The 20,520-nt window shown below is 65.7% G+C and carries 16 protein-coding genes and 2 pseudogenes; 11 read left to right on the forward strand and 7 right to left on the reverse strand.

What is annotated here, in order from left to right:
- Nucleotides 1-53 precede the first annotated feature (53 nt).
- The 3 genes from FEJ81_RS06770 to FEJ81_RS06780 all read left to right on the forward strand — a co-directional run bounded on the left by FEJ81_RS06770 (nt 54) and on the right by FEJ81_RS06780 (nt 4,022).
- Nucleotides 54-809, forward strand: coding sequence for an ABC transporter ATP-binding protein (locus tag FEJ81_RS06770; RefSeq protein WP_138244567.1), 756 nt, complete (start codon nt 54-56; stop codon nt 807-809).
- The gene (locus FEJ81_RS06775) at nt 806-2,278 is read left to right on the forward strand and encodes a hypothetical protein (protein WP_138244568.1); all 1,473 of its coding nucleotides are present in this window, start codon (nt 806-808) and stop codon (nt 2,276-2,278) included. The genes FEJ81_RS06770 and FEJ81_RS06775 overlap by 4 nt, the downstream gene beginning before the upstream one ends.
- A 133-nt stretch (nt 2,279-2,411) precedes the next feature.
- Nucleotides 2,412-4,022, forward strand: a complete 1,611-nt coding sequence (locus FEJ81_RS06780) for a cobyric acid synthase (RefSeq protein WP_138244569.1) — start codon at nt 2,412-2,414, stop codon at nt 4,020-4,022.
- Between the two features lie 45 nt (nt 4,023-4,067).
- Here the strand turns inward: FEJ81_RS06780 and FEJ81_RS06785 are convergent, their stop codons facing one another.
- Nucleotides 4,068-4,457: a ribbon-helix-helix domain-containing protein gene (locus FEJ81_RS06785; protein ID WP_138244570.1), complete on the reverse strand. Its 390-nt coding sequence runs from the start codon at nt 4,455-4,457 to the stop codon at nt 4,068-4,070.
- A gap of 175 nt (nt 4,458-4,632) precedes the next feature.
- Between FEJ81_RS06785 and FEJ81_RS06790 the strand changes: the two genes are divergently transcribed.
- The 5 genes from FEJ81_RS06790 to FEJ81_RS06810 all read left to right on the forward strand — a co-directional run bounded on the left by FEJ81_RS06790 (nt 4,633) and on the right by FEJ81_RS06810 (nt 9,443).
- Nucleotides 4,633-5,406, forward strand: coding sequence for a hypothetical protein (locus tag FEJ81_RS06790; RefSeq protein ID WP_138244571.1), 774 nt, complete (start codon nt 4,633-4,635; stop codon nt 5,404-5,406).
- 90 nt (nt 5,407-5,496) lie between these two features.
- Nucleotides 5,497-5,748 (forward strand): MTH865 family protein, encoded by a 252-nt coding sequence (locus FEJ81_RS06795; protein ID WP_138244572.1) that lies wholly within the window; start codon nt 5,497-5,499, stop codon nt 5,746-5,748.
- Between the two features lie 147 nt (nt 5,749-5,895).
- Nucleotides 5,896-8,013: a bacterio-opsin activator domain-containing protein gene (locus FEJ81_RS06800; RefSeq protein ID WP_138244573.1), complete on the forward strand. Its 2,118-nt coding sequence runs from the start codon at nt 5,896-5,898 to the stop codon at nt 8,011-8,013.
- A gap of 246 nt (nt 8,014-8,259) precedes the next feature.
- Nucleotides 8,260-8,580 carry a hypothetical protein gene (locus tag FEJ81_RS06805; protein ID WP_138244574.1) on the forward strand — a complete coding sequence of 107 codons (321 nt, stop codon included), beginning with the start codon at nt 8,260-8,262 and terminating at the stop codon, nt 8,578-8,580.
- A 53-nt stretch (nt 8,581-8,633) separates the two neighbouring features.
- Complete coding sequence (locus tag FEJ81_RS06810) at nt 8,634-9,443, forward strand: zinc metalloprotease (protein ID WP_138244575.1); 810 nt, start codon at nt 8,634-8,636, stop codon at nt 9,441-9,443.
- Nucleotides 9,444-9,490: 47 nt separating this feature from the next.
- Here FEJ81_RS06810 and FEJ81_RS06815 read toward each other — a convergent pair whose 3' ends face one another.
- The 3 genes from FEJ81_RS06815 to FEJ81_RS06825 form a co-directional block, all read right to left on the reverse strand.
- Complete coding sequence (locus FEJ81_RS06815; RefSeq protein ID WP_138244576.1) at nt 9,491-9,844, reverse strand: winged helix-turn-helix domain-containing protein; 354 nt, start codon at nt 9,842-9,844, stop codon at nt 9,491-9,493.
- Between the two features lie 357 nt (nt 9,845-10,201).
- Nucleotides 10,202-11,038 carry a trehalose-phosphatase gene (gene otsB / locus FEJ81_RS06820; protein WP_138244577.1) on the reverse strand — a complete coding sequence of 279 codons (837 nt, stop codon included), beginning with the start codon at nt 11,036-11,038 and terminating at the stop codon, nt 10,202-10,204.
- A 3-nt stretch (nt 11,039-11,041) separates the two neighbouring features.
- The gene (locus tag FEJ81_RS06825) at nt 11,042-12,757 is read right to left on the reverse strand and encodes an alpha,alpha-trehalose-phosphate synthase (UDP-forming) (protein ID WP_138246729.1); all 1,716 of its coding nucleotides are present in this window, start codon (nt 12,755-12,757) and stop codon (nt 11,042-11,044) included.
- A 226-nt stretch (nt 12,758-12,983) separates the two neighbouring features.
- On the opposite strand from FEJ81_RS06825, the gene FEJ81_RS06830 reads away from it, so the two are divergent.
- Complete coding sequence (locus FEJ81_RS06830; RefSeq protein WP_138244578.1) at nt 12,984-14,132, forward strand: M24 family metallopeptidase; 1,149 nt, start codon at nt 12,984-12,986, stop codon at nt 14,130-14,132.
- A gap of 198 nt (nt 14,133-14,330) precedes the next feature.
- Here FEJ81_RS06830 and FEJ81_RS06835 read toward each other — a convergent pair whose 3' ends face one another.
- Complete coding sequence (locus FEJ81_RS06835; protein WP_138244579.1) at nt 14,331-15,536, reverse strand: orc1/cdc6 family replication initiation protein; 1,206 nt, start codon at nt 15,534-15,536, stop codon at nt 14,331-14,333.
- A 1,378-nt stretch (nt 15,537-16,914) separates the two neighbouring features.
- Nucleotides 16,915-17,091, reverse strand: coding sequence for a hypothetical protein (locus FEJ81_RS23095; RefSeq protein WP_175416325.1), 177 nt, complete (start codon nt 17,089-17,091; stop codon nt 16,915-16,917).
- A gap of 371 nt (nt 17,092-17,462) precedes the next feature.
- On the opposite strand from FEJ81_RS23095, the pseudogene tnpA reads away from it, so the two are divergent.
- Both tnpA and FEJ81_RS06845 read left to right on the forward strand, forming a co-directional pair.
- A pseudogene (tnpA, locus tag FEJ81_RS06840) lies at nt 17,463-17,854 on the forward strand (IS200/IS605 family transposase).
- 1 nt (nt 17,855) lies between these two features.
- Nucleotides 17,856-19,111: pseudogene (locus FEJ81_RS06845) on the forward strand (RNA-guided endonuclease TnpB family protein).
- Nucleotides 19,112-19,222: 111 nt separating this feature from the next.
- Here the strand turns inward: FEJ81_RS06845 and FEJ81_RS06850 are convergent.
- Nucleotides 19,223-20,350, reverse strand: coding sequence for a DUF7350 domain-containing protein (locus tag FEJ81_RS06850; RefSeq protein WP_138244580.1), 1,128 nt, complete (start codon nt 20,348-20,350; stop codon nt 19,223-19,225).
- Nucleotides 20,351-20,520 lie beyond the last annotated feature (170 nt).

Raw genomic sequence — 20,520 nt, forward strand, 5'->3', positions numbered from 1 at the left:
TATTCGCCGACCAACACAGTTATTATCAGATCGTGAGAAAGATCCGGCGTTCAATGGGTGCGATTCACGTAGACGGGCTGCGGAAGTCCTACGGATCTATCACTGCTGTGGACGGAATGGAATTCACCGTCGATCGGGGGGAGCTGTACGGGTTTCTCGGTCCGAACGGCGCCGGCAAGACGACCACGATCCGAGTGCTGACCGGCCAGATTCAGCCGGACTCGGGCGACGTGACCGTTCTCGGTACGGACCCGGTCGCGGAGCCGATCGAGACGCGTCGGAAGGTCGGTATCCTGCCGGAACAGGGGTCGCCGCCGAGCTTTCTCACGCCCCGCGAGTACCTCGAGTTCGTCGGCGAAGTGCGCGACCTCGAGCCGGAGCGGGTCGCCGACCAGACCGCGATGTGGGCCGAACGTCTCGGATTCGAGAGTAAACTCGACACGCTGCACACCGACCTCTCTCGAGGCCAGCAACAGAAGGTGATGATCGCGCAGGCGTTCGTCCACGAGCCCGACGTGGTGTTCATCGACGAGCCGCTGGCGAACCTCGACCCGCTCGTCCAGGAACAGGTCAAGCGCTTTCTCGTCTCCTACGCGGCCGGCGACAACGCCGTCTTCGTCTCGACGCACAACATCGACGTCGCCGAGGAGATCTGTACCCGCGTCGGCATCGTCGCCGACGGGCAACTCGTGACCGAGCGCTCGCTCGCGGACGACGACGGCGACGAGTCGCTGCTCAAGGTGTTCCTCGACCGCGTCGAAGGCGAGGACGCGCGAGATACCCCGACGCTCGAGCACGTAGACGTATGACGGAGGCCGCGACCACCGAGCCGGCCGGGTCGGAACGAACGGGCTCGGGGCTCTCGACGCGGCGATTGCTCGCGGTGCTCTTCCGGGAGGAGTGGCGACTTCACACCCAGTTGTTCGGCGGTTGGCGGTTCGCGCTGTTCCCGTTCGTCATCGCACTGCTGGCCGTGAGCGGGACCGTGGCGCTCGTCGAGACCGGCACCGCGACGGAGACCGTCGTTGGCGGCCTGCACATCCTCGCGTTCGCGTTCGGGCTCTACAGCGGCACCGCGGGCTTCGCCGGCTCGGACATGCTCGAGAACGTGTTCGGCCGGCTGTCGCTGCTGCTCTCGTCGTCGACGACGCTGCCGCTCTCGCGCCGGCGGCTACTGGGCGCGTTCCTCCTGAAGGACGCGCTGTTTTACGGCGTCGCGTTCGTGCTGCCGATGGCGCTGGGGAGCGTGGCCGTCGACGGCCTCTCGGCGATGACGCCGCTTTCGGTCGGACTGTTCTGGCTCTCGCTGTGTCTCGTCTTCGCGGTCGGGATGGCGACGACCGTCGCGCTGATCGCCGTCCGCACCCGCGGCGCGCCACCGTGGGCGATCGGACTGGCAATCGCGGTCGCCGTCGGCGGTATCTGGGCAACCGGCGGGCTCGGCACCCTCCGGTCCGTTCTCGTCCCGATCGACGGCTCCGCGGTCACCGCCGGCGGACTGGCCGCCGTCACCCTCGTCGTCGCCGCGGGGTCGCTCCTGCTGTACGATCCGACCGACGGCCGCCCCTCGCGGACCGCGACCGACCGCTTCGCCGGGCTCAGCGAGGTCCTCCCCATCGACAACGCGGCGCTGGTCACGAAGTCACTGCTCGATCTCGCGCGCTCGTCGGGCGGCGTCTGGAAACCGTTCGTCTCGGCCGGTATCCTGCTCGCGCTCGTGGCCGCGCTCGTCGGCGTCGTCGACTCGATCACTGGCATCGCGCCCGCGCCCGGGATCTTTTTCGGTGGCGTCCTCGCCCTCTCGGCCTTCACGACGTACAACTGGTTGACCCAGTTCGACTCGCTCGAGGCCTACCTCACCTACCCGGTCTCGATCGAGGACGTCTTCCGCGCGAAGCGGCTCGCGTTCGTCCTGGTCGGCGCGCCGACGGTCGCCGTGCCCTATCTGGCGGCCGTGCTCTGGTTCGAGGCCACGCTGCCTGACGCCGTCGTCGGAGCGATACTGCTGGCCGGCTACGCGCTGTACTACTACGGGCTGACCGTCTACATCGCCGGCTTCGATCCCAACGAGTTCCTCTTCGACGCCGTCCGCTTCGCGACGTTTACCCTCGGCGTCGCCGTCGCGCTCGTGCCGACGCTGGTCGCTGGCTTTGTCGTCGTCCCGCCGTCGCTCGAACTCGTCGCCGGTCTCGGCGTCGCCGGGATCGGGCTGGGCGTCGTCGGGATCGTCCTCTCGAGTCGCGCCGGACCGCGCTGGGACGCGCGATACGGAACGTAGCGGCTCGAATCGGGACAATATCGAGAGTTCGCGTTCGCGATCTCGTCGTCCGCTCGACGAGGGACGAAACGAGTCCGCCGCGAAGGAACCGATAGGACGATACTATCGGCAGCGCGAATGCGTCCTAACGCGGATGACCAGAACCCTTCTCGTCGCCGGAACTGCGAGCCACGTCGGCAAGTCGACGGTCGCCGCCGGTCTCTGTCGGCTGCTCGCCGACCGCGGCGTCGCCGTCGCCCCGTTCAAGGGCCAGAACATGAGCAACAACGCCCGCGTCGTCGTCCGCCCGGACGGCGGCGAGGGAGCCGACGACGGGACCGGAGCGAGCGCCGACGCCCAATGGGGAGAAATCGGCGTCTCCCAGTTCGTACAGGCTCGAGCGGCCCGAACCACGCCGACTACCGACTGCAATCCCGTGCTCCTCAAGCCCCGGGGCGACGGCGAGAGCCAACTGGTGCTGCAGGGCGAGGCCCACGATCACGTCCCCGCCGGCACCTACTACGAGGAGTACTGGGAGCGAGCGCGCGAGGCCGCCGAGGCATCCTACCGCAGGCTGGCGGCCGACAACGACGTGGTCGTCGCCGAGGGCGCGGGCAGCATCGGCGAGATAAACCTCCACGATCGAGATCTCGCGAACGTCGAGACCGCCCACTTCGCCGACGCCGACATCCTCCTGTTGGTCGACATCGAACGCGGCGGGGCCTTCGCCAGCCTCTACGGGACCATCGAACTCGTCCCCGACGCGATCCGCGACCGCATCGTCGGCGCGCTCATCACGAAGTTCCGCGGGGATCCGTCGCTGCTCGAGCCCGGTATCGAGGAGATCGAAACGGAGACCGGCGTCCCGATTCTGGGCGTGTTACCCTACGACGACCCCGGACTGCCGGAGGAAGACAGCGTCGGCCTCCCCGGTACCGAAGAGCGGGGCGTCGTCGGCGACGACGACGGCGTCCCGGACGATCGCCGCATCCGGATCGCCGTCCCCCGGCTCCCCCGAATCTCGAACGCGACCGATCTCGAGGCGCTGGCGGCCGAACCCGGCGTCTCGGTGGTCTACGTGCCGGTCGACGGCGACCGGCGGGGCGACCCGCTCGCGGGCGTCGACGCCGACGCCGTCGTGGTGCCGGGCACGAAGAACACGGTCGACGACCTGCTGATGCTTCACGAAGCCGGCTTCGCCGACGCGCTCGCAGCCTTCGACGGGCCGGTCGTCGGCGTCTGCGGCGGCTACCAGATGCTCGGCGAGCGGATCACCAACGCCGCGCTCGAGGGAACAGGCGAGGACGACATCGTCGAGGGATTGGGATTACTGCCGGTCGAGACCCGCTTTGCGGGCGACAAGCGCCTCGAGCGGACGACGGTTCCCGTCGACGGCACCGCCTCGCCGCTGCTTTCGGGGGCCGACGGCTCCGCGTCGGGGTACGAGATCCACGCCGGTCGGACGCAGGCGCTCGAGGACGTGGGCCGGCCGCTCGGCGACTCGAGTGCGGCCGCCGGACGGGTGCTCGGGACGTACCTGCACGGCCTGTTCGACAACGAATCGGTTCGGACGGCGTTTCTCGACGCCGTTGCGGAGCGGGCGGGCGTCGACCGGCCGACAGCCGAGGAGTCGGCGGCCTCGTCGATGGCGGGAGACGAAACCGGATCGACGCCGTCCGACCGGGCGGCGCGGCTCGTTCGCGAGCACGTCGATCTGGATGCACTCGGCGAGCCGTTCGGTGCAGAAGACGGAGAGGCGGAGTGAGGCAATCTGCAGCGGCTACAGCGGCTACAGAATCCGTTCGATCGATTATGCCGAATCGCCGCGGTAGGTACCGAGCAGTTCCTCGAGGATGATACACTCCTGATCGGTCTCCTCATAGTGGGTATCGATGAACCGTTCGGCGGCCTCGTAGTTGCCGCGCAGGCCGTGCTTTCGGACGTTGATCACGGCGTCGAGGAAGAACGTTCCACCGTCGGCCCCGAGCGCTTTCGCGTGGTCTTCGTCGCTGATATCGAGTTCCGACTTGATCTCGTCGAAGTTGAACGTCTTCACCTCGTGATCGGAGTCGATCAGGGCGAGAACGTACTCCGCGGAGAAGCGATAGAACTCGGATTTGCTTTCGAACATACCGTCTTCGACGAGCGAGTCGATCTCTTCGACCACGTCGTCGGGGTACCTGACGGTATCTTTCGCCATGTCCGGATACTGCTCGCTACTGACTAATTATTGTTTCTACTGTTCAGCGTATGTGTCGGTGTGGGTATGTGACAGATCACGGCGCAGTGCCCGCAGTCTCGAGCGATTCGGCAGGTCCGTATCGAGTCTCGAAACGGAACGAACGTTAAAGGGATCGGACCGGGTTCACTCTGACGTGTGGATCGACGTGTATCCCGGCGTTCTCCTCAGTTCCCTCCCGTGGTGGATCGCAGCGCCGCTGGTCCAGCTCGCGGTGCTGGTGTTCGGGATGGCGCTCGACGAGACCTACGTCAATCGAACGACGGTGCTGACGGGTGCGATCGCGGTCCACATCCACGGCTTCGTCGCCGGCGAGGTCGGACTACTGGTCGGGCTCTACGCCGATCTCGGCCTGCTCGTCGGCGCGTACGGCGTGTACGCCTACGTCGTCGACGCCTACGTCGGGAACGCCTTTCGGCTCGTTGCGTTCCTCGTCTACTCGCCGCTCTCGGTCTTCCTCGTGATCCTGACGGCAGGACCGACGCTGTTCGGGATCGAACCGCTGTTCGTCCCCGCGCTCGCGCTGGCCGGGTACGGAAACATCCAGCTCCGGGAGTATCTATCCCCGAGCGATCCCTACTACTTCGGCCCCGAATCGGAGGCGGCGTTCGAGTCCGCCGTCGAAGCCACCGCCGAAACGGACGCAGGGTCGGGAATGAACGAGCACGCGACGACGGGGACCGATACCGCAACCACGGGGACCGACGCCGCAACCACGGAAACCGACGCCGCGACGCCGACGGAAAGCGACACCGGGACAGCGGCCGCTGCGAGTGCTGACGGCTCGGATCCCGACCCGTTCGCCGAGGCTCGCGACGACGGCGGGACCGACCGTCCCGCCGGCGAACCGGCCGCGGCCGCCGACTCGAGCGAGCGGGGGATTCTCCCCGAGTTCATGCGCCGGCTCTGATCAACCGGCCGCCGAGTCGCAACCGGCGGCTCTGCTCCGTTCGCGCCCACCTGCAGCTTTATTATTTCGGGCCCCGAATCGCGGTACGTAATGGCAGACGAAGCCGAACTCCGCGAGCAGATGATCGACGCCTTCGAGGACGCCGACTATCCAGTCTCGGGGCCGATGGACCTCGTCCCGGCGCTGCCGAACGGTCCCGGGACGACGTTCGAATCCGGTGACTTCTCGATGACTGCGATGGAACTGAACACCAAGACCTCCGGCGGTGACTTTCCGTACGAAGACGTCGAGTCGCTCGTCGACGACCTGCTCGCACAGCTCCGGGAGCGAGGCGAGTTGTGAGCCGGCGGCTCTCGGACGGCGGTTCCCGACGGCGTCCCGTCGACGGGTGAGGAACGACCAGCAGGCTTTTATTCCGAATCCGCGTTGGTAGAACGGAGCGCGGTGACGGACAGAAACGACCGAAGCCGAGCAAACAGGGGGTAACGGATGACCGGAACGCACCGATCGGAATCGATCGTCGTCGTGACAGATACTCGAGCGGGAGAGAGCTATCTCCGGCCGCGCCTCGAGAAGGCGATCGAGCACGACGTTCGAACGGTCCCCGCATCCGGCGACCTCGAGAGCGTCCTCGGATCTGTGCCATCGAACGGGAACGCCGACGCCGACGGGGCGACCGATTCGAACCGCGAGGACGGGGAGACGGAAGTATCAGACGGTGGCGAGACCGCCCCGGAGAGCACGGCGTCGGCGGACGACGGCGAGGCGGCGTCGGCTCCACCGTGTGCCGTCGTCCTCGAACTCGACTGTCCCGGCGAGATACAGACGGTTCTCCGGCGCGTCCACGCGACGTTCCCGGACGTTCCGACTATCGTCGCGCCACGGGAGGGCAGCGAACGGCTCGCTACCGTCGCGCTCAGGGCCGACGCGACGGAGTACGTCCCGACCGAACGCGACGAGGACCCGATCGATCGGATCGTCTCGACGGTTCGGTCACAACCCCAGCCGCCGTCGGACGGCGACGACGGCCGATACCACCGCATTCTCGCCAACGAACTGCCCGACGAGGCCTTCGTCATCGGCGAGGACGGCACGTATCTCGAGGCGAAGGTCCGACCCGACTCGGCCGACCTGTACTCGACGGCCGTCGACGAGCTTCCCGGAACGCAACTCGAGGACGCGTTTCCCGATCAGGTCGCCGCGAAACTGCAGGACTGTCTCGATCGGGCGATCAGGACCGACGACGTCCAATCGGTCGAGTACGACGCGAAGACGACCGACGGCCGCCGTCGGTTCGAGGCCCGCGTCGTCCCGATCGACCAGCGAATTCGGGGCCGACGGGCCGTCGTCTGGCTGGCGCGAGACATCACCGAACGGGTCCGGCGCGAACGGAAACTCCGCTCGCGACAGGCCCAACTCGAGACGCTCAACCGGATCAACGCGGTCGTCAGGCAGGTGATCGAGACGCTGGTCGAGGCACCGGCCCGCGACGCGATCGAGCGCGAGGTCTGCGAGCAACTCGTCGACTCGGAGCTGTACTGCGGGTCGTGGATCGCCGAGCGGACCGGCGACGGCCGACTATCCTTCCGGACCGGAGCCGGCGAGGCCGAGACCTACCTCGACCGCGTCCGCGATCTCGACGGCGACCACGAGCGTCCGGCCATGCGGGCGATCCAGACCGGCGAGATCCGGACGACGAACCGGATTCTCGAGGACGAGACGGTCCCGGAGCCGCTACAGGAAGCCGCCCGCGCGGACGATGTCCGATCCGCAATCGCCGTCCCGATCACCCACGAGGACGCGACCTACGGCGTGCTCACCGTCCTCGCGAGTCGAGACGACGCGTTCAGCGAACGCGAGCGGGCCGGGTTCAGGCTGCTCGGCGAGACGATCGGGTTCACGATCATGGCCGTCAAGAACCGCCAACTGCTCTTTGCCGACACCGTCGTCGAACTCGAGTTTCGGATCGACGGCGGCGACACGTTCGCGTTCGATCTCTCCGAGGAGTACGGCTGTATCTGCTCGCTCGAGTGGGCAGGCACCACGGCGAACGGGCGGACCTTTCAGTACGTCACGATCGACGGACTTGACGGCGAGACGGTCCTCGCGGCGGCGAGTGAGCACGAGTCCGTCGAGGAGTGTCGACTCATTCACGACGGCGAGGAGAGCTGTACGATCGAGATGCGGCTGGCGAAGTCGGGGGTCCGGACGCTCACGAATCACGGCGCGACGATCCGGGATGTCACGGTCGAGAACGGCGTCGGGACCTATCTGGTCGAGGTCTCCCAGGACGCCGATGTCCGAGAGATCGCGGAGGCGCTGACGCTCGTCTACGAGACCACTGAACTCGTCGCTCGGCGGGAGGTTGATCGACCGGTTCGGACGGCGGCCCAGCGCAGAAACCGGATCCTCGATCGGCTCACCGACCGCCAGCTCACGACGCTGCGACTCGCGTACTACGGCGGCTTCTTCGACTGGCCGCGCGAGAGCACCGGCGAGGAGATCGCCGAGGCGATGGACATCTCGCCGCCGACGATGCACCAGCACCTGCGGAAGGGGCTCAAGGCGATTCTCGGCGAGTTCTTCGAGGGCGGCGGACACAGCTAGCCGGCCTCGAGCCGTCCTGCCGTCGGCGATTGCGCCGTGCGAGCCCGGCGACCCGTGGCTCACGGGACTCGCGGTTCGATTTCGGGACCGAATTCAGGCTGGAGTGACTCTCACGTTTTCTTAAAAGTTGACCATATGAACCCCAGTAGCGATGCGGGTGACGGCCGATCGATCGGGTAGGAATGACGACCGTCTGGGGGACGCAGTTCGGCTGTGGATGGCGGGGAGGCGTGGGGCGAGATTGACGTGGTAGCAGTACCGTTCAGGGCCCTCTTCGAGGGGTCGAATAACCGGTACTACACCGACTGGCAGGTCAGGCGGCGGCTGCGGACCGGCGCGTGGGCGCTCTGTATGCGACAGCGAGCGCCGGCCCGGTGGCTGGTCGAAACCAAAGCCGAGGCGTTGCTCTCGCTCGCGCCGATCGAGCCCGCCGAGTTGCCGACCGGGGTCGAAATCCGCGTCGCCGACGATCGCGCTCGAGTCGTCGACCCTCGAGACAGATCGCCGACGACGGGCTCGAATCGAACGGCCACCGACGAGGGCGAGACGGCACCGACCGAGAGGTAATACGTGTCGTCATTCACCCGCGAACACTGGGTCTCACCCGACCGATGTCGCCCGTGAAGCGTCGCGTGTTCCTCGGAACGGTCGGGTCGATGGCCTCGCTCGGCACGTTAGCGTACGCGACGCGCGACCCGGACGAGACGCTCGCGGTCCGGATCTGGTTCTCGGAACGGGCCGCGACCTACGACGGGGTCGCCGATCGCATCCTCGAGTATCTCGAGGAGGTGTTCGCCCTCGAGTACTGGACACTCGACGTCTCTATCGGCGGCTCCGTCTCGGTCTCGACCGAGGATGCCGCGCGACTCACCATCCGCGGCGAGTGGCCGAGGGCCGTCGCTGCGGGCGCGCTCGGCCGCCGCGACCTCGAACCGGTGTCGGACGTCAACCTGCTGGTGACCGACGGGGAGATGGAACGAGCACCGACCGGATACGGAATCCCCCACATCGCATCGGTCGGCGGGGCCCGACACATCGCCGCGCTCGAGTCGTTCGACGAACTGGTCGACGACGACGCGCGCTTGATCGTTCCGTACGCGACGCCGACGCGGTCGATTCAGGTGCTCGTCCACGAGATCGGACACGCGCTCGGACTGGAACACGAACACGGCGTCGCGTTCCGCCGCGATGGGGCCGTGATCGCGACGCCGATGCTCAGCAGCTACGCGTGGGATCCGTCGTACGATACCGACCGCCCGCACTGTGGGACGGCGATTCCGAGCACGGACGACCGAAAACGGAAACTCAGCCTCGCCTTTTCGTCGTGTGCCCGCCGCGAACTCGCGGCCTACGAGGGCGGGCTTTTCTCGAACGGCACCGCTCGGCGAACCGACCGATCGCTCCCGGAGCGACGAAACAGGACGCGGTGACGACCGGCCGGCGACGGAATCGAGACGACGTCGAGTCGCTCGTCTCGTTACTCCTCGGTTTCGTCGTCGTCGTCCTCACCGCGGGCGAAACTGGCCTGTGGCTCGCCCTCCTGGTCCGTGCCGGCGTTTGGCCCTTCGATGAGCGCCTCGAAGTCGTCGACCTCGTCGTACTGATCTCGGTACACCAGCGCCGCTTTCCCCGCGGAGCTGATCTCGTAGAGCCCGGACCGCTCGGCGGGTCCGATCTTGTTGACGAGCCCGTAGTCCTCGAGCACCGGCAGTCTGGTGTTGATGTTCTTCCGGCTCTTTCCCGTGTGTGCAGCCAGATTCGTTGCGACGTTTCGTCCCTTGTCCTCGAGCGCCTCGAGGATCAGGAAATCAGTTGGTTGGCGGAGTTTCACTCTCGTTCACTCTCGTACCGGTCTATATTTCCAGTGGTAACTAATACTTTCGGCTCGAGACGTGGTGTTTTCGATGGTAATTGCCACCCACAATATTAAATAGAGGCATAACGTATGCCCGATCGGGTGGGTCGAGCGACCCCCAGACGGATCCCCACCGTCGCAGTCGAACCGAGCCCGATTCACGAACCGCTGCTCCCCGGTATCGGGTTCGGTCACCACCTGCCCGTACTCGGCTCCCACCCGCTCCCTACAGCCGTCCTCCTTCGTCGGACACCACACAGGAGCGAGCCGACGGCACGGACAACGAATCGGTCGATCGAAGCCAGGACGACGCCACCGTCCCGTCCGTCGTCGTCAGTCGACGGTCGCGGTCGGGCGGGGACCGTCGACCAGTTCGGCACCGGTCGAGCCGAGCCACGAGAGAAACGACGCGACCTCCGCGGGTGACTCGACCCGACAGGAGGCACTCGAGGGATCGTCGCCGCCGACGCGGACCCCGATCCCGTCCGGTTCGACCGCTCGGAACGCCGACTCGTCGGTGACGTCGTCCCCGACGTAGACGACGGTCGTCGCCGGCGGCTCGTCGGCCGCGATCAACTCGACCGCGTTCCCCTTCCCCCACGGGAAGTCCGGTCCGATCTCGAGGATCCGTTTGCCGGTCGAAACCTCGACGGCGTCGCCGCCGAACCGGTCGACCACCTCGCGCGTGATCCGCCGGGCGATCGGTTCGGCGGCCGGCGGCACGGACCGGAAGTGAACCGTTCCCGTCAGGCGCTTGTTTTCGATCCGGCAGTTCGGGACCGACGAGAGCGCGGTCTCGAGGATCGAGCAGAGACGGTCGATCCGGGTAGCGCGTTTGCGCGCGATTGGGTGGACGGCGACGGAGCCGTTGCGGGCGAGTTCGAGCCCGTGGTTGCCGGCGTAGATCGCCGGGCCGTCGACGCGCTCGCGGACGTCCGCCAGCGCGCGGCCGCTGACGACCGCCGTCGTTATCGCCGCGGTTTCCGCGAGGGCAGCCACCGCGTCCCGGTTTCGCTCGGTCGGTGCCGCGGCGTCCGGATCCTCGACGATCGGCGCGAGCGTCCCATCGAAGTCCAGACAGACGAGCAGTCCAGCGGCGTCCTCGAGCCGGTCCCGGAGTCGCGGCTTCCGCTCCTCGAGCGGCCGCGGCTGTGACTCGGTTCCGGCCATCGGCTACGCTGGCGGCGTCGGTTCTTTCGAGTCGGAGCCCGAGTCCGAGCCGGAGCCAGAGCCGGTTTCCGCGCTCGCGTCGCCGGGCCGCCGGTCGCCGTGGACGCGTCTGATCCAGTCGAACTGCGTGTCCATCCACGATTCGATGTCGCCGTTGAAGACGCGCTGGCGAAGCGTGTTCATCCGCCGTCGGCGCTCGTACGGCGGCATCGAGAGCGCGTGCTCGAGTTGGGACGCCACCCCGTCAGTGTCGGTCGGATCGATCGTCAGGGCGTGCGAGCCCAGCCGATCGTGTGCGCCGGTCCGATCGCTCAGCAGCAACGCGCCGTCGCCGTCGACGCTGGCGGCGATGTACTCCTGTGCGACCAGATTCATGCCGTCGATCAACGGGCTCACGACCATTACGTCCGCGCGCCGGTAGAGCGCATAGAGGTCTTCCTCGGGCAGGACGTCCTCGGTGTAGACGATCGGCTGCCAGTCGTCGGTCTCGAAGCGGCGATTGATCCGCTTTACTTCGCTGCGAACGAGTTCGCCGTACTCCTCGTAGGTGTCGATCTCCGTGCGCGACGGCGTCGCCTTCTGGACGAACGTAAACTCGCCGCGCCAGTCCGGATTCCGCTCGAAGAACCGCTCGAGGGCCGCCAACCGCTCGGGGATCCCCTTGCTGTAGTCGAGGCGGTCCAGCCCCAGTCCGAGCATCGTTCCCTGCGGAATCCCGTACTCTTCGAACAGCGCGGAGAGCCGGTCCGGGTCGGTCGACCGCGCTCCCCGGTCGTACGATTCGGCGTCGACGCCCATCGGGGTCGCGACGACCCGCGTCGTCGTCCCCTCGTACCGGACCGTTCGGCGAGCGTAATCGACGGTCGCTCCCGGCAGGAACCGGTCGACGCAGTCCAGGAACTGATCGGCATACCGCTCGACGTGGAAGCCGAGCAGGTCGTTGCCGAGCAGCCCCTCGAGGATGTGACCGCCGGCCGGGCAGTACCGAAACGTCGACGGCGACGGCCACGGGATGTGCCAGAACTGGGCGACGGTCGCGCCGGCGGGGACCGACTCCCGGATCATCCGCGGCGCGAGCGCGAGGTGGTAGTCCTGCAGCCAGATGACGGAGTCGTCGGTCGCGTGGTCGGCGACCGCCTCGGCGAACCGCTCGTTGACCGTCCGATACCACTCGAAGTCGTTCGATCGGTCCTCGATCAGGTCGGGAAAGCCGTGACAGAGCGGCCAGAGGACCCGATTGCTGAAGCCGTAGTAGTAGGAGTCGACCGCCTCCTCGGAGAGATCGAGGCGGTGCAGCGTGTAGGCTTCCTCGTCCGGCGGGACGGCGACGCAGTTCCGCTCGTCCGTCACGTCGAAATCGGCCTCGCCGTCGCCCCACGCGATCCACGTCCCGTTGGTCTGTTGGACCACGGGATCGAGACCGGCCGTCAGGCCGCCGGTCGGTTCGTCGACCGTGATCGATCGCGCGTCGGCCGTCGAACGAGCGCCGCCGTCGGCACCCGTTGGCGGGGAGCCGTCGCCGCTCGCGGAATCGGCGTCCGCCGCCGGAGCGTCGTCTTCGTACTCGTGACGATACGGTTGCCGGTTCGAAACCACGATCAACGAACCGGGACAGGTCGGGCCGCTCGAGCCGAATTCCTCGTCCGTTCGACCGCGGCCGTCGGCCCGTCGCTGTCGTTTGCGTACAGTCGTCGACGACAACCGCTCGGTAACTCGCATTCGCTGAAATACCACAGCGTCCCCACGGGTTGCCTCGCGGCCTGCGATCGCCGGGGGGTTAATACCTTCCTGCTAGCAATCGCAGTATCCCGACTGTTCAATCTCCGTGAGAATCGCGAGGCGAGACCGCCAAGAGAGACGGAGAGCGACGAAACGCTCCGACCCGATCATCACGCGACCGCTTTCCAACCAAACGTTGATTTCCCGCTCGAGCGAACCGTCCCCCATGCAATCCCCGTTCGATCGCCGGATCGCGGCCTGTCAGCGTCGACTCGAGCGCGCCGACGCCGATCTGGTCGTCTGCTTTCCGAGTCCGAACCTGACCTATCTGACCGGCTTCGAGGAATCGCCGTCCGAACGGCACCTGTTACTGTTCGTTCCCGACACCGGTGATCCCGCGCTGGTCGCGCCGGCGATGTACGAGGACCAGCTGTCCGAGCTTCCGATTGCGGACCTTCGACTGCGCTGCTGGACCGACGCGGACGACCCGCTCGAGACTGCCGAGAACGTACTGGCGGGCTATTCGCTCGACGGGACGGAGCCGGCGACCGTCCTCGTCGACGATCGAATGTGGGCGACGTTCACGCAGGATCTCCGGGAGCTACTGCCTGACGCCGAGTTCGGCCTCGCGAGTGCCGCCCTCGAGCCGCTACGAATCCGCAAGGACGACGTCGAACTCGCGGCGCTCCGGCGGGCCGGCGAACTCGCGGACCGCATCTCGCTCGAGATCCGCACGCGTGGGGACGACCTCGTCGGCATGACCGAATCGGAACTGGCGAGCGAGATCGATCGACTGCTCGCCGCGGTGGGCGGCGAGGAGCCGGCCTTCGAGACCATCGTCGCCGCCGGGCCGAACGGTGCCCGACCCCACCACCACGGCGGCTCGCGGGAGATCGAGGCCGGTGAGCCGATCGTCCTGGACTTCGGCGCGTTCGTCGACGCCGATCTCGAGGCCGGAACGGGCCGATATCCCGGCGACCAGACGCGGACGATCGTCGTCGGCGAGCCGCCCGCCGAGTACGAGCGGGTCCACGACACCGTCAAAGAGGCTCAACAGGCCGCGATCGACGCGATCGATCCGGGCGTTACGGCCGGGTCGGTCGACCGCGCGGCCAGAGCGGTCATCGAGGACGCCGGCTACGGCGACGCCTTCGTCCACCGAACCGGCCACGGGGTCGGCCTCGAGGTCCACGAACCGCCCTATATCGTCGCGGGCAACGATCGCGAACTCGAGCCCGGCATGGTCTTCAGCGTCGAGCCGGGCGTCTACCTCGAGGGTCAGTTCGGCGTCCGGATCGAGGACCTCGTTGCGGTGACCGAGGACGGTGCCGAGCGACTGAACGACACGCCGCGCGGCTGGGAGGCCGGCCGCTGAGCGAGAAGTCGCCGCTGAGTGGGGAACCACCGCTGAGTGGGAAGCCGCCGTTGAGTGGTGAGCCACTGTTGCGTAGGGAGTGACACGCCGTCGGCTCGAGGCGGTGTCGAACGGGGACACCGGGTTTCCGGTGAAATGTCGGCGCGTTGCCCACGGAAATATGCTGATTTCGGCGAAATGAACCGGCGGTTGGCGGCCCTACGATTCGTCGGTCTCGACGAGGACCGTCCGGACGACCTCCGGATCCTCGAGTAACTGGTGTTCGGTGTAACTGCCTTCGGCGCTGCCGCCGCTCCGGCGGGCCTGCTCCAAGATGTCGAGGAACGCGTGTTCTTTCAGCAGGTCGCGGACCCGCCGGAGCGAGAGTGGATCGGAGCGCTCCTGGCGACAGATCTCCTCGTAGACGTCGTAGATCTTCGTCGTCCGGAACCCGTCTTCCTCGGTCGCGTTGAGCGAGAGGACTGCAAGCGCCTGTAGGACGTACCGCGAGTGCGGGGTCGAGCCGCGGATGAGTTCCCGGAATCGATCGGTCTCGGCCCGCTCGCGGGCCTGTACGACGAACTCCTCTCGGACCGTTTCGCTGCCCTTCGACTGGGCGATCTCCCCGGCGTAGCGGAGGATGTCGATCGCCTTCCGCGCGTCGCCGTGCTCGCGGGCGGCCAGCGCCGCGGCCCGGGGGATCACCGACGGCTCGAGGACGCCGTCCTTGAACGCGTCGCTGCGGGCCTGCATGATGTCCCTGAGCTGGTTCGCGTCGTAGGGCGGAAAGACGAACTCGCGCTCACAGAGGCTGGACTTGACCCGCTCGTCCAACCGATCCTTGTACTTGATCTTGTTACTGATGCCGATCACCCCGATCTTGCACGACTCGAGCTTGCCGGCCTCGCCCGCACGCGAGAGTTGCATGAGAATGTCGTCGTCGTCGAGTTTGTCGACCTCGTCCAGAATCACGAGGACGACATCGTACTGGGAGTCGAGTACTTTCCAGAGACGCTTGTAGTACGTCGAGGTGCTGAGCCCCTTATCGGGGATTCGCACGTCGGTGCGTGCCGGTTCGTTCAGCGCGTGGGCGATCGTCTGGACGGCTTGGGTCTCCGTGTTGTCCTGTGCGCAGTCGACGTAGGCAAAGGCCGAGGTGACGTCCTCGTCGCCCGCGACGCGGACGGCCCGTTCCGAGATGTACTTCGCACAGAGGGACTTTCCCGTACCTGTCTTGCCGTAGATGAGGAGGTTACTCGGGCTCTGACCGAAAATCGCGGGGTTGACCGCGTTCGCGAGTTCCGAAATCTCGTCGTCCCGGCCGACGATTCGCCCCTCCGCGGGGAGATGATTGATCTCGAGCAGTTCCTTGTTCTCGAAGATCGGATCGTCGCGCGTGAACAGGTCGTCGCCGGAACTCGACATGGTCGAACACCGGGTTTCCGGTGAAATAGTGTTTCCGTTTGGCAGCGCGGGCTCGAGCGCGGACGGGAAAGCACCGCAGATGGCGTCAAGCGGTGTGTTTTCGGCCATTTCGTTTTCGTTCGGTAACCTCGAGGGGTTCCCGCTCGTCGAACGATGTCGGTGAACGAGCGGGCGTGGACACACACCGTGTTTCCGGTGAAACGGGGAAACGACGGGTGAGGGGTGCAGTTGAAACGGAGGTTCTGTCATCGGAAACCCGATGTGCAGTACGATATCTCCCGTGCCGGCGAGAGTCGATAGCCGTCATCGGAGCCGAATTGGCCCATCAGAACAAGTGCGCTCCTTTTCTCGACTTCTCGTCGAAAGGTATCTCGATCTACTTAGTGGACTTTACTCATAACATGAATTTATATATTTCTATAGATGGCGAGAGAGGCGTCCGAAGAAGGGGTGGCCGTAGCGGAGTCGACCACATCGGTCGTCCGATATCGAGACGCGATTCGCAGAGGGGTTCACCCGTCGACGGATTTCACCGGAAACCCGGTGTGTGACTGCTGAATCACGCTTCCGGTTCCTCGACCAGTTCCACGCCCAACCGCGCGCTACGATTCGCCCGTGGATTTCTGAACTGGCTTTCGGTCTGCAGTATCGACCGCCCCGTCCGTCCCATTTCACCGGAAATACGGTGTGAGCGCAATCTTCGAACCATTGCCGTTCGGTCGGGTCACTCGAGACAGGTCCACCGGCCGGCGAGGCACTGATTCACCGGAAACCCGGTGTGTCCGCTTACTGGAGTTCCGTTCGGCACAGATGCGTTCGGACACGACTCGTTCAGCACGGATCCGTCCGGGACAGTATGGCAGCTGTTCCGGGACACGTCTCCACGCCCACGAGCGATTCTCTACACTGATCCGCAGAACTCGAGTCCGACGATCACTACGTTTCCGATCGCTCGAGGTCGACCCGGCCCCCGGATGCGCTCGAATACACCGGAAATACGGTGTCCGCGAACCGATCTCTCTCTCCCATCGATTACGGCGACAGTCTCGGAACCCAATCGCGGTTCTGTTCACCGGAAACACGGTGTGTCACACTCCCGTGACCCACCGCCGTCTCACTGACCCGATACATTTCACCGGAAACCCGGTGTGGGCCGCCTCTCACGCTCGAGTCGCGATCTCTCTATCTCTCTCGAGAAAGCGATGGACGTTACCGGCGGGAACCGCCGCTCAGTGTTCGGAGAGTTGCCGTCGCTCAGTGTTCGGAGACATCGCCGCTCGGCGGGCGACGATATTCGACTCTCGCGCGTTGGGCAGTCCGGTGAGACCGGGAGCCGATTCCGGTTGTCCCGGGCCGGACTCAGTAGTCCGGTCCGGATTCAGTAGTAGTAGAGTTCGAGTTCGTGACCGCAGTTCCGGCACCGGGTTTCCTTCCCCAGCAGTCGGTTCGAGTCGCTCTCCGCGTGGATCCCCGGACCCGGGGGAACGGACGCGTCGACCGTTGCGTCACACTCCGGACAGCCGATATGCATATCTGCATGATCTGTGCGAGACATCGCTCGAGCATAGTCCACGGTCCCCGATAGTTATCGAAGCCGTACGAGAACGCTGGCAGTCCCTTCCGATCGTTCGATCGCTATATAGGCGGATTTACGCGCCGGATCGGCAGGGTCGAGAAGCGAGTCCCCCATCGATCGCTCGCCGTTCGTTTGAACCCGCCTGAAGACTGTTGCCGTCCGAAAGCCGTGATTTCCGTGCCGAAATCGACCGCCGATCGCGCTATCTTCTTCCAGCGAGAGAATCCCGCCGTTCACGGCGGGCGTGAATCGCGAAATCCCGGTGCAACAATCCACTCGGGTCTGCCCCGCTGAATACCCAATGGCACAAGAATTATTGGAATTGGGTATTTTATATTTGATGAGGCCAAATGGAGTATCACCTGCAATCTGGGCCGCACACAGTCTACGCGCTCCAATATCACTTCGTGACCGTCACGAAGTATCGAGCCGACATCCTCACAGATGAGCGGCTAGAGCGCGTAGCCGAAGTCGGTCACGAGATTGCAGACGACTTCGAGGCCGAATTAAGAGCGTGGACGGCGGGGCCGACCATGTTCACATCCTGTTCACGACCAAACCCACCACAGACCTCACGAAGTTCATCAACTCGCTCAAGGGTGTCACCTCGCGCCGGATTCGCAAGGAGTACCCCGAAGTGAAAGACCGTCTCGAAGATGCGTTCTGGCAACCGGGGTACTTCCTCGCCACGACCGGACAGGTGAGCATTGACGTACTGATGGACTACGTGGCCGACCAGTAGCATGACCGCCACAACCACGAAACCGCTGGAGGCCACGCTCGTCCCGCCGACTGCCCACAAAGAGCGCAAACTGTGTGACCTGCTCAATAGCTACCGGGCAGGACTCCACGAGGCGTTCGAGGCAGGATGCGAGACGATGACCGCCACCAGCGACGTGGTGACGCCCTACGACCTGCCGTATCAGGCGAAAGCAGCCCTGTGCAACTACGTCCCGCAACTCCATGGCACCTACGATGCACAGGAGTTGGACGACGACCATCCCGTGCGACTCACCAACCAAGCCGCCGAGTTCGATCACTCGTCGGAACGCGATTACGAGTTCACGTGGTGGGTGCCACAGCCCGGTCGCGGGACGAACTTCTGGATTCCACTTCGGATTAACCCGGCCCAAGAGGGACTGTGGCACGACCTCCTGGATGGTGAGGCGTCAGCAGGGCAACTCCGCCTGCAACGTCACCGCACGTCGTGGACGCTCCACGTCACCGTCAAATTCTCCGTCGAACAACCGGACTACGAACCGACCGACGACGATGTAACACCAGTCGGCTTCGACATTGGCGAAGCACACCTGCTCGCGGGCTGTGCCTGCGAGCAGGGTACTCCGGCTGATCCACTGCTCATCAACGGCGGACGCGCTCGTTCCCTTCGCAAAGAGATGTTCACGACGCTGAAGCGACTCCAAGAGCGTGACGCCGCCCAGTGGCGAATTGACGACCGATTCGACCACTACCAGAACGCACTCACCGACATCATCGAGAAGGCGTCCGACGTGGCGTCGAGTACGCCCAACGCTTTGAGAAGCCAGTCATCGTACTGGAAGACCTCTCGGACATCCGCGACAACCTCGATTATGGGGAGTGGATGAACCGACGCCTCCACGCATGGGCGTTCGCTCGCTTGCAGGAGCGCATCGAGGACAAAGCGCGAGAGGCTGGCATCCCGATCGAGTACATCGAGCCATCCTACACGAGTCAGACATGTCATGAGTGCGGGCACATCGGGTATCGGGACGGCGACGAGTTCCGGTGCCAAAACGGCGAGTGTTGGGTCACGGAGTATCACGCAGACATTAACGCGGCGGTCACCATCGCTGACCGCCACGACCCGTGGGGTGAGAGCCTGCCGCTGAAACCGACGGGCGATGACATCTCACGGGATAGGAGTGCCTGTGACAGCGCCACGACCCCCACCGAGCAGAGCCAACCACGGCAGATGACGCTCGGAGAGGACGGGTCGGAACCCACTTCCGGTAGGTAACTGGTATTCCCATGCAGGGAAGCCGCGCCGTTCACGGCGCGGAGGATGTCACGTATTCCTTGTTCCGAGCCCCGACGGCATACCCCCGTTGCTCGAGCCGCCGCGACGCGACTAGACGGTGTACGTGATGTCTTCGAACTCGAAGAACGCCGTCTCGTAGCCGTCGTGGCGGGAGACCTGCGGCGGCGCGTCGACGGTGACCGTCACGCGGTCCCCCGTCGCGAGTTCGTCGACCGCGAGCCCGTAGTGGTATCCGAGCTCGTCGTCGAGCGCCTGCGCGAGCGATCCCTCGCCGACGACAGTGCCGTCGCGTTCGACGGTCGCGGACAGCGACGTGAGCGGGATGAGAACGTCGTTGTATGGCGTTCTGGGAGACACTGCCAGGTACGATCCGCCGTCGGCGAACCGATCGGCGTCGGTCACGAGCGCGGCGAACGCCGCGTCGCCGCTGCGTTCGGTGCCCAGCGACTCCCCGGGGAGGTCCTCGAGGGCTGGGGCCTGTCCCATCGGTGGCGGGCCGACGTCGCCGTCGCCGTGTCCGGACTCGTGATCGCCGCCGTCACCGTGGTCCATCAGCGACAGCGCGCCCTCGTCGCCCCACCGATTCTCGTCGATCGTCTGGAACGAGAGGTCGTTGATGTCCGACCGGGTGTACTCGAAGTCGACCTCGAGCGATCCCTGCGATTCCAGTCGGCCCTCGAACCCGCCGGTTCGCTCGAGGTCGCCCCCGACCGGACCGGATCGAACGCGGACCGTGTATTCGCCCTCGCCGGGGAGCCGGACGTTGTCACCGTAGTGAAACCCCATCCGCTGGGAGATCATGGGCCACGGCGAGGAGATGCCGTCGTCGATCGGGGAGCCGTCCTGTCGGATCTCGAGTTGCATGTCCACCGGAAGGACGGTGCGCGTCTCGCGGTCCCAGACGGTGGTCATGAGGTGGAGGCTATCGTCGGTGCTGACCTCGACGAGTTCCGTCTCGTCGCCGTTGACGAGCCAGAACCGGTGTGGGAAGGTATACGAGAGCGCGACCGCGTAGTCGCCGTCGGCAGCCATTCCGTAGCTCCGCATCTCCTCGCGCGAGGAGGGGAGATAGACCGCGTCGGGGCGATTCTCCACGAGCGGCGGGTTCGCCCACGCGGACTCTTCTTCGAATCCGAGCCGCTCGAGACAGCCCGCGAGCCCGGCGGCTCCGACGGCTCCGATTCCGGCAGTACCACGGAGGAAACCCCGACGATTCATTAGCGGCCGTTGGGCACCGGTGACAAAACGCCTGTTGGTTCGCCGCTCGAACGGGCGGCAAGGCCCGCGGTCGTCTCACCGTCCGCCGAACGGTTCGGTCGATCCGGTGGAACCTCTCGATGAACGCGCCCCTTCGTGAACCGAACCAATGAACCTTTGATTCGGCGTTC

The sequence above is a fragment of the Natrinema versiforme genome, from assembly GCF_005576615.1.
Classification (GTDB): Archaea; Halobacteriota; Halobacteria; order Halobacteriales; family Natrialbaceae; genus Natrinema; species Natrinema versiforme_A.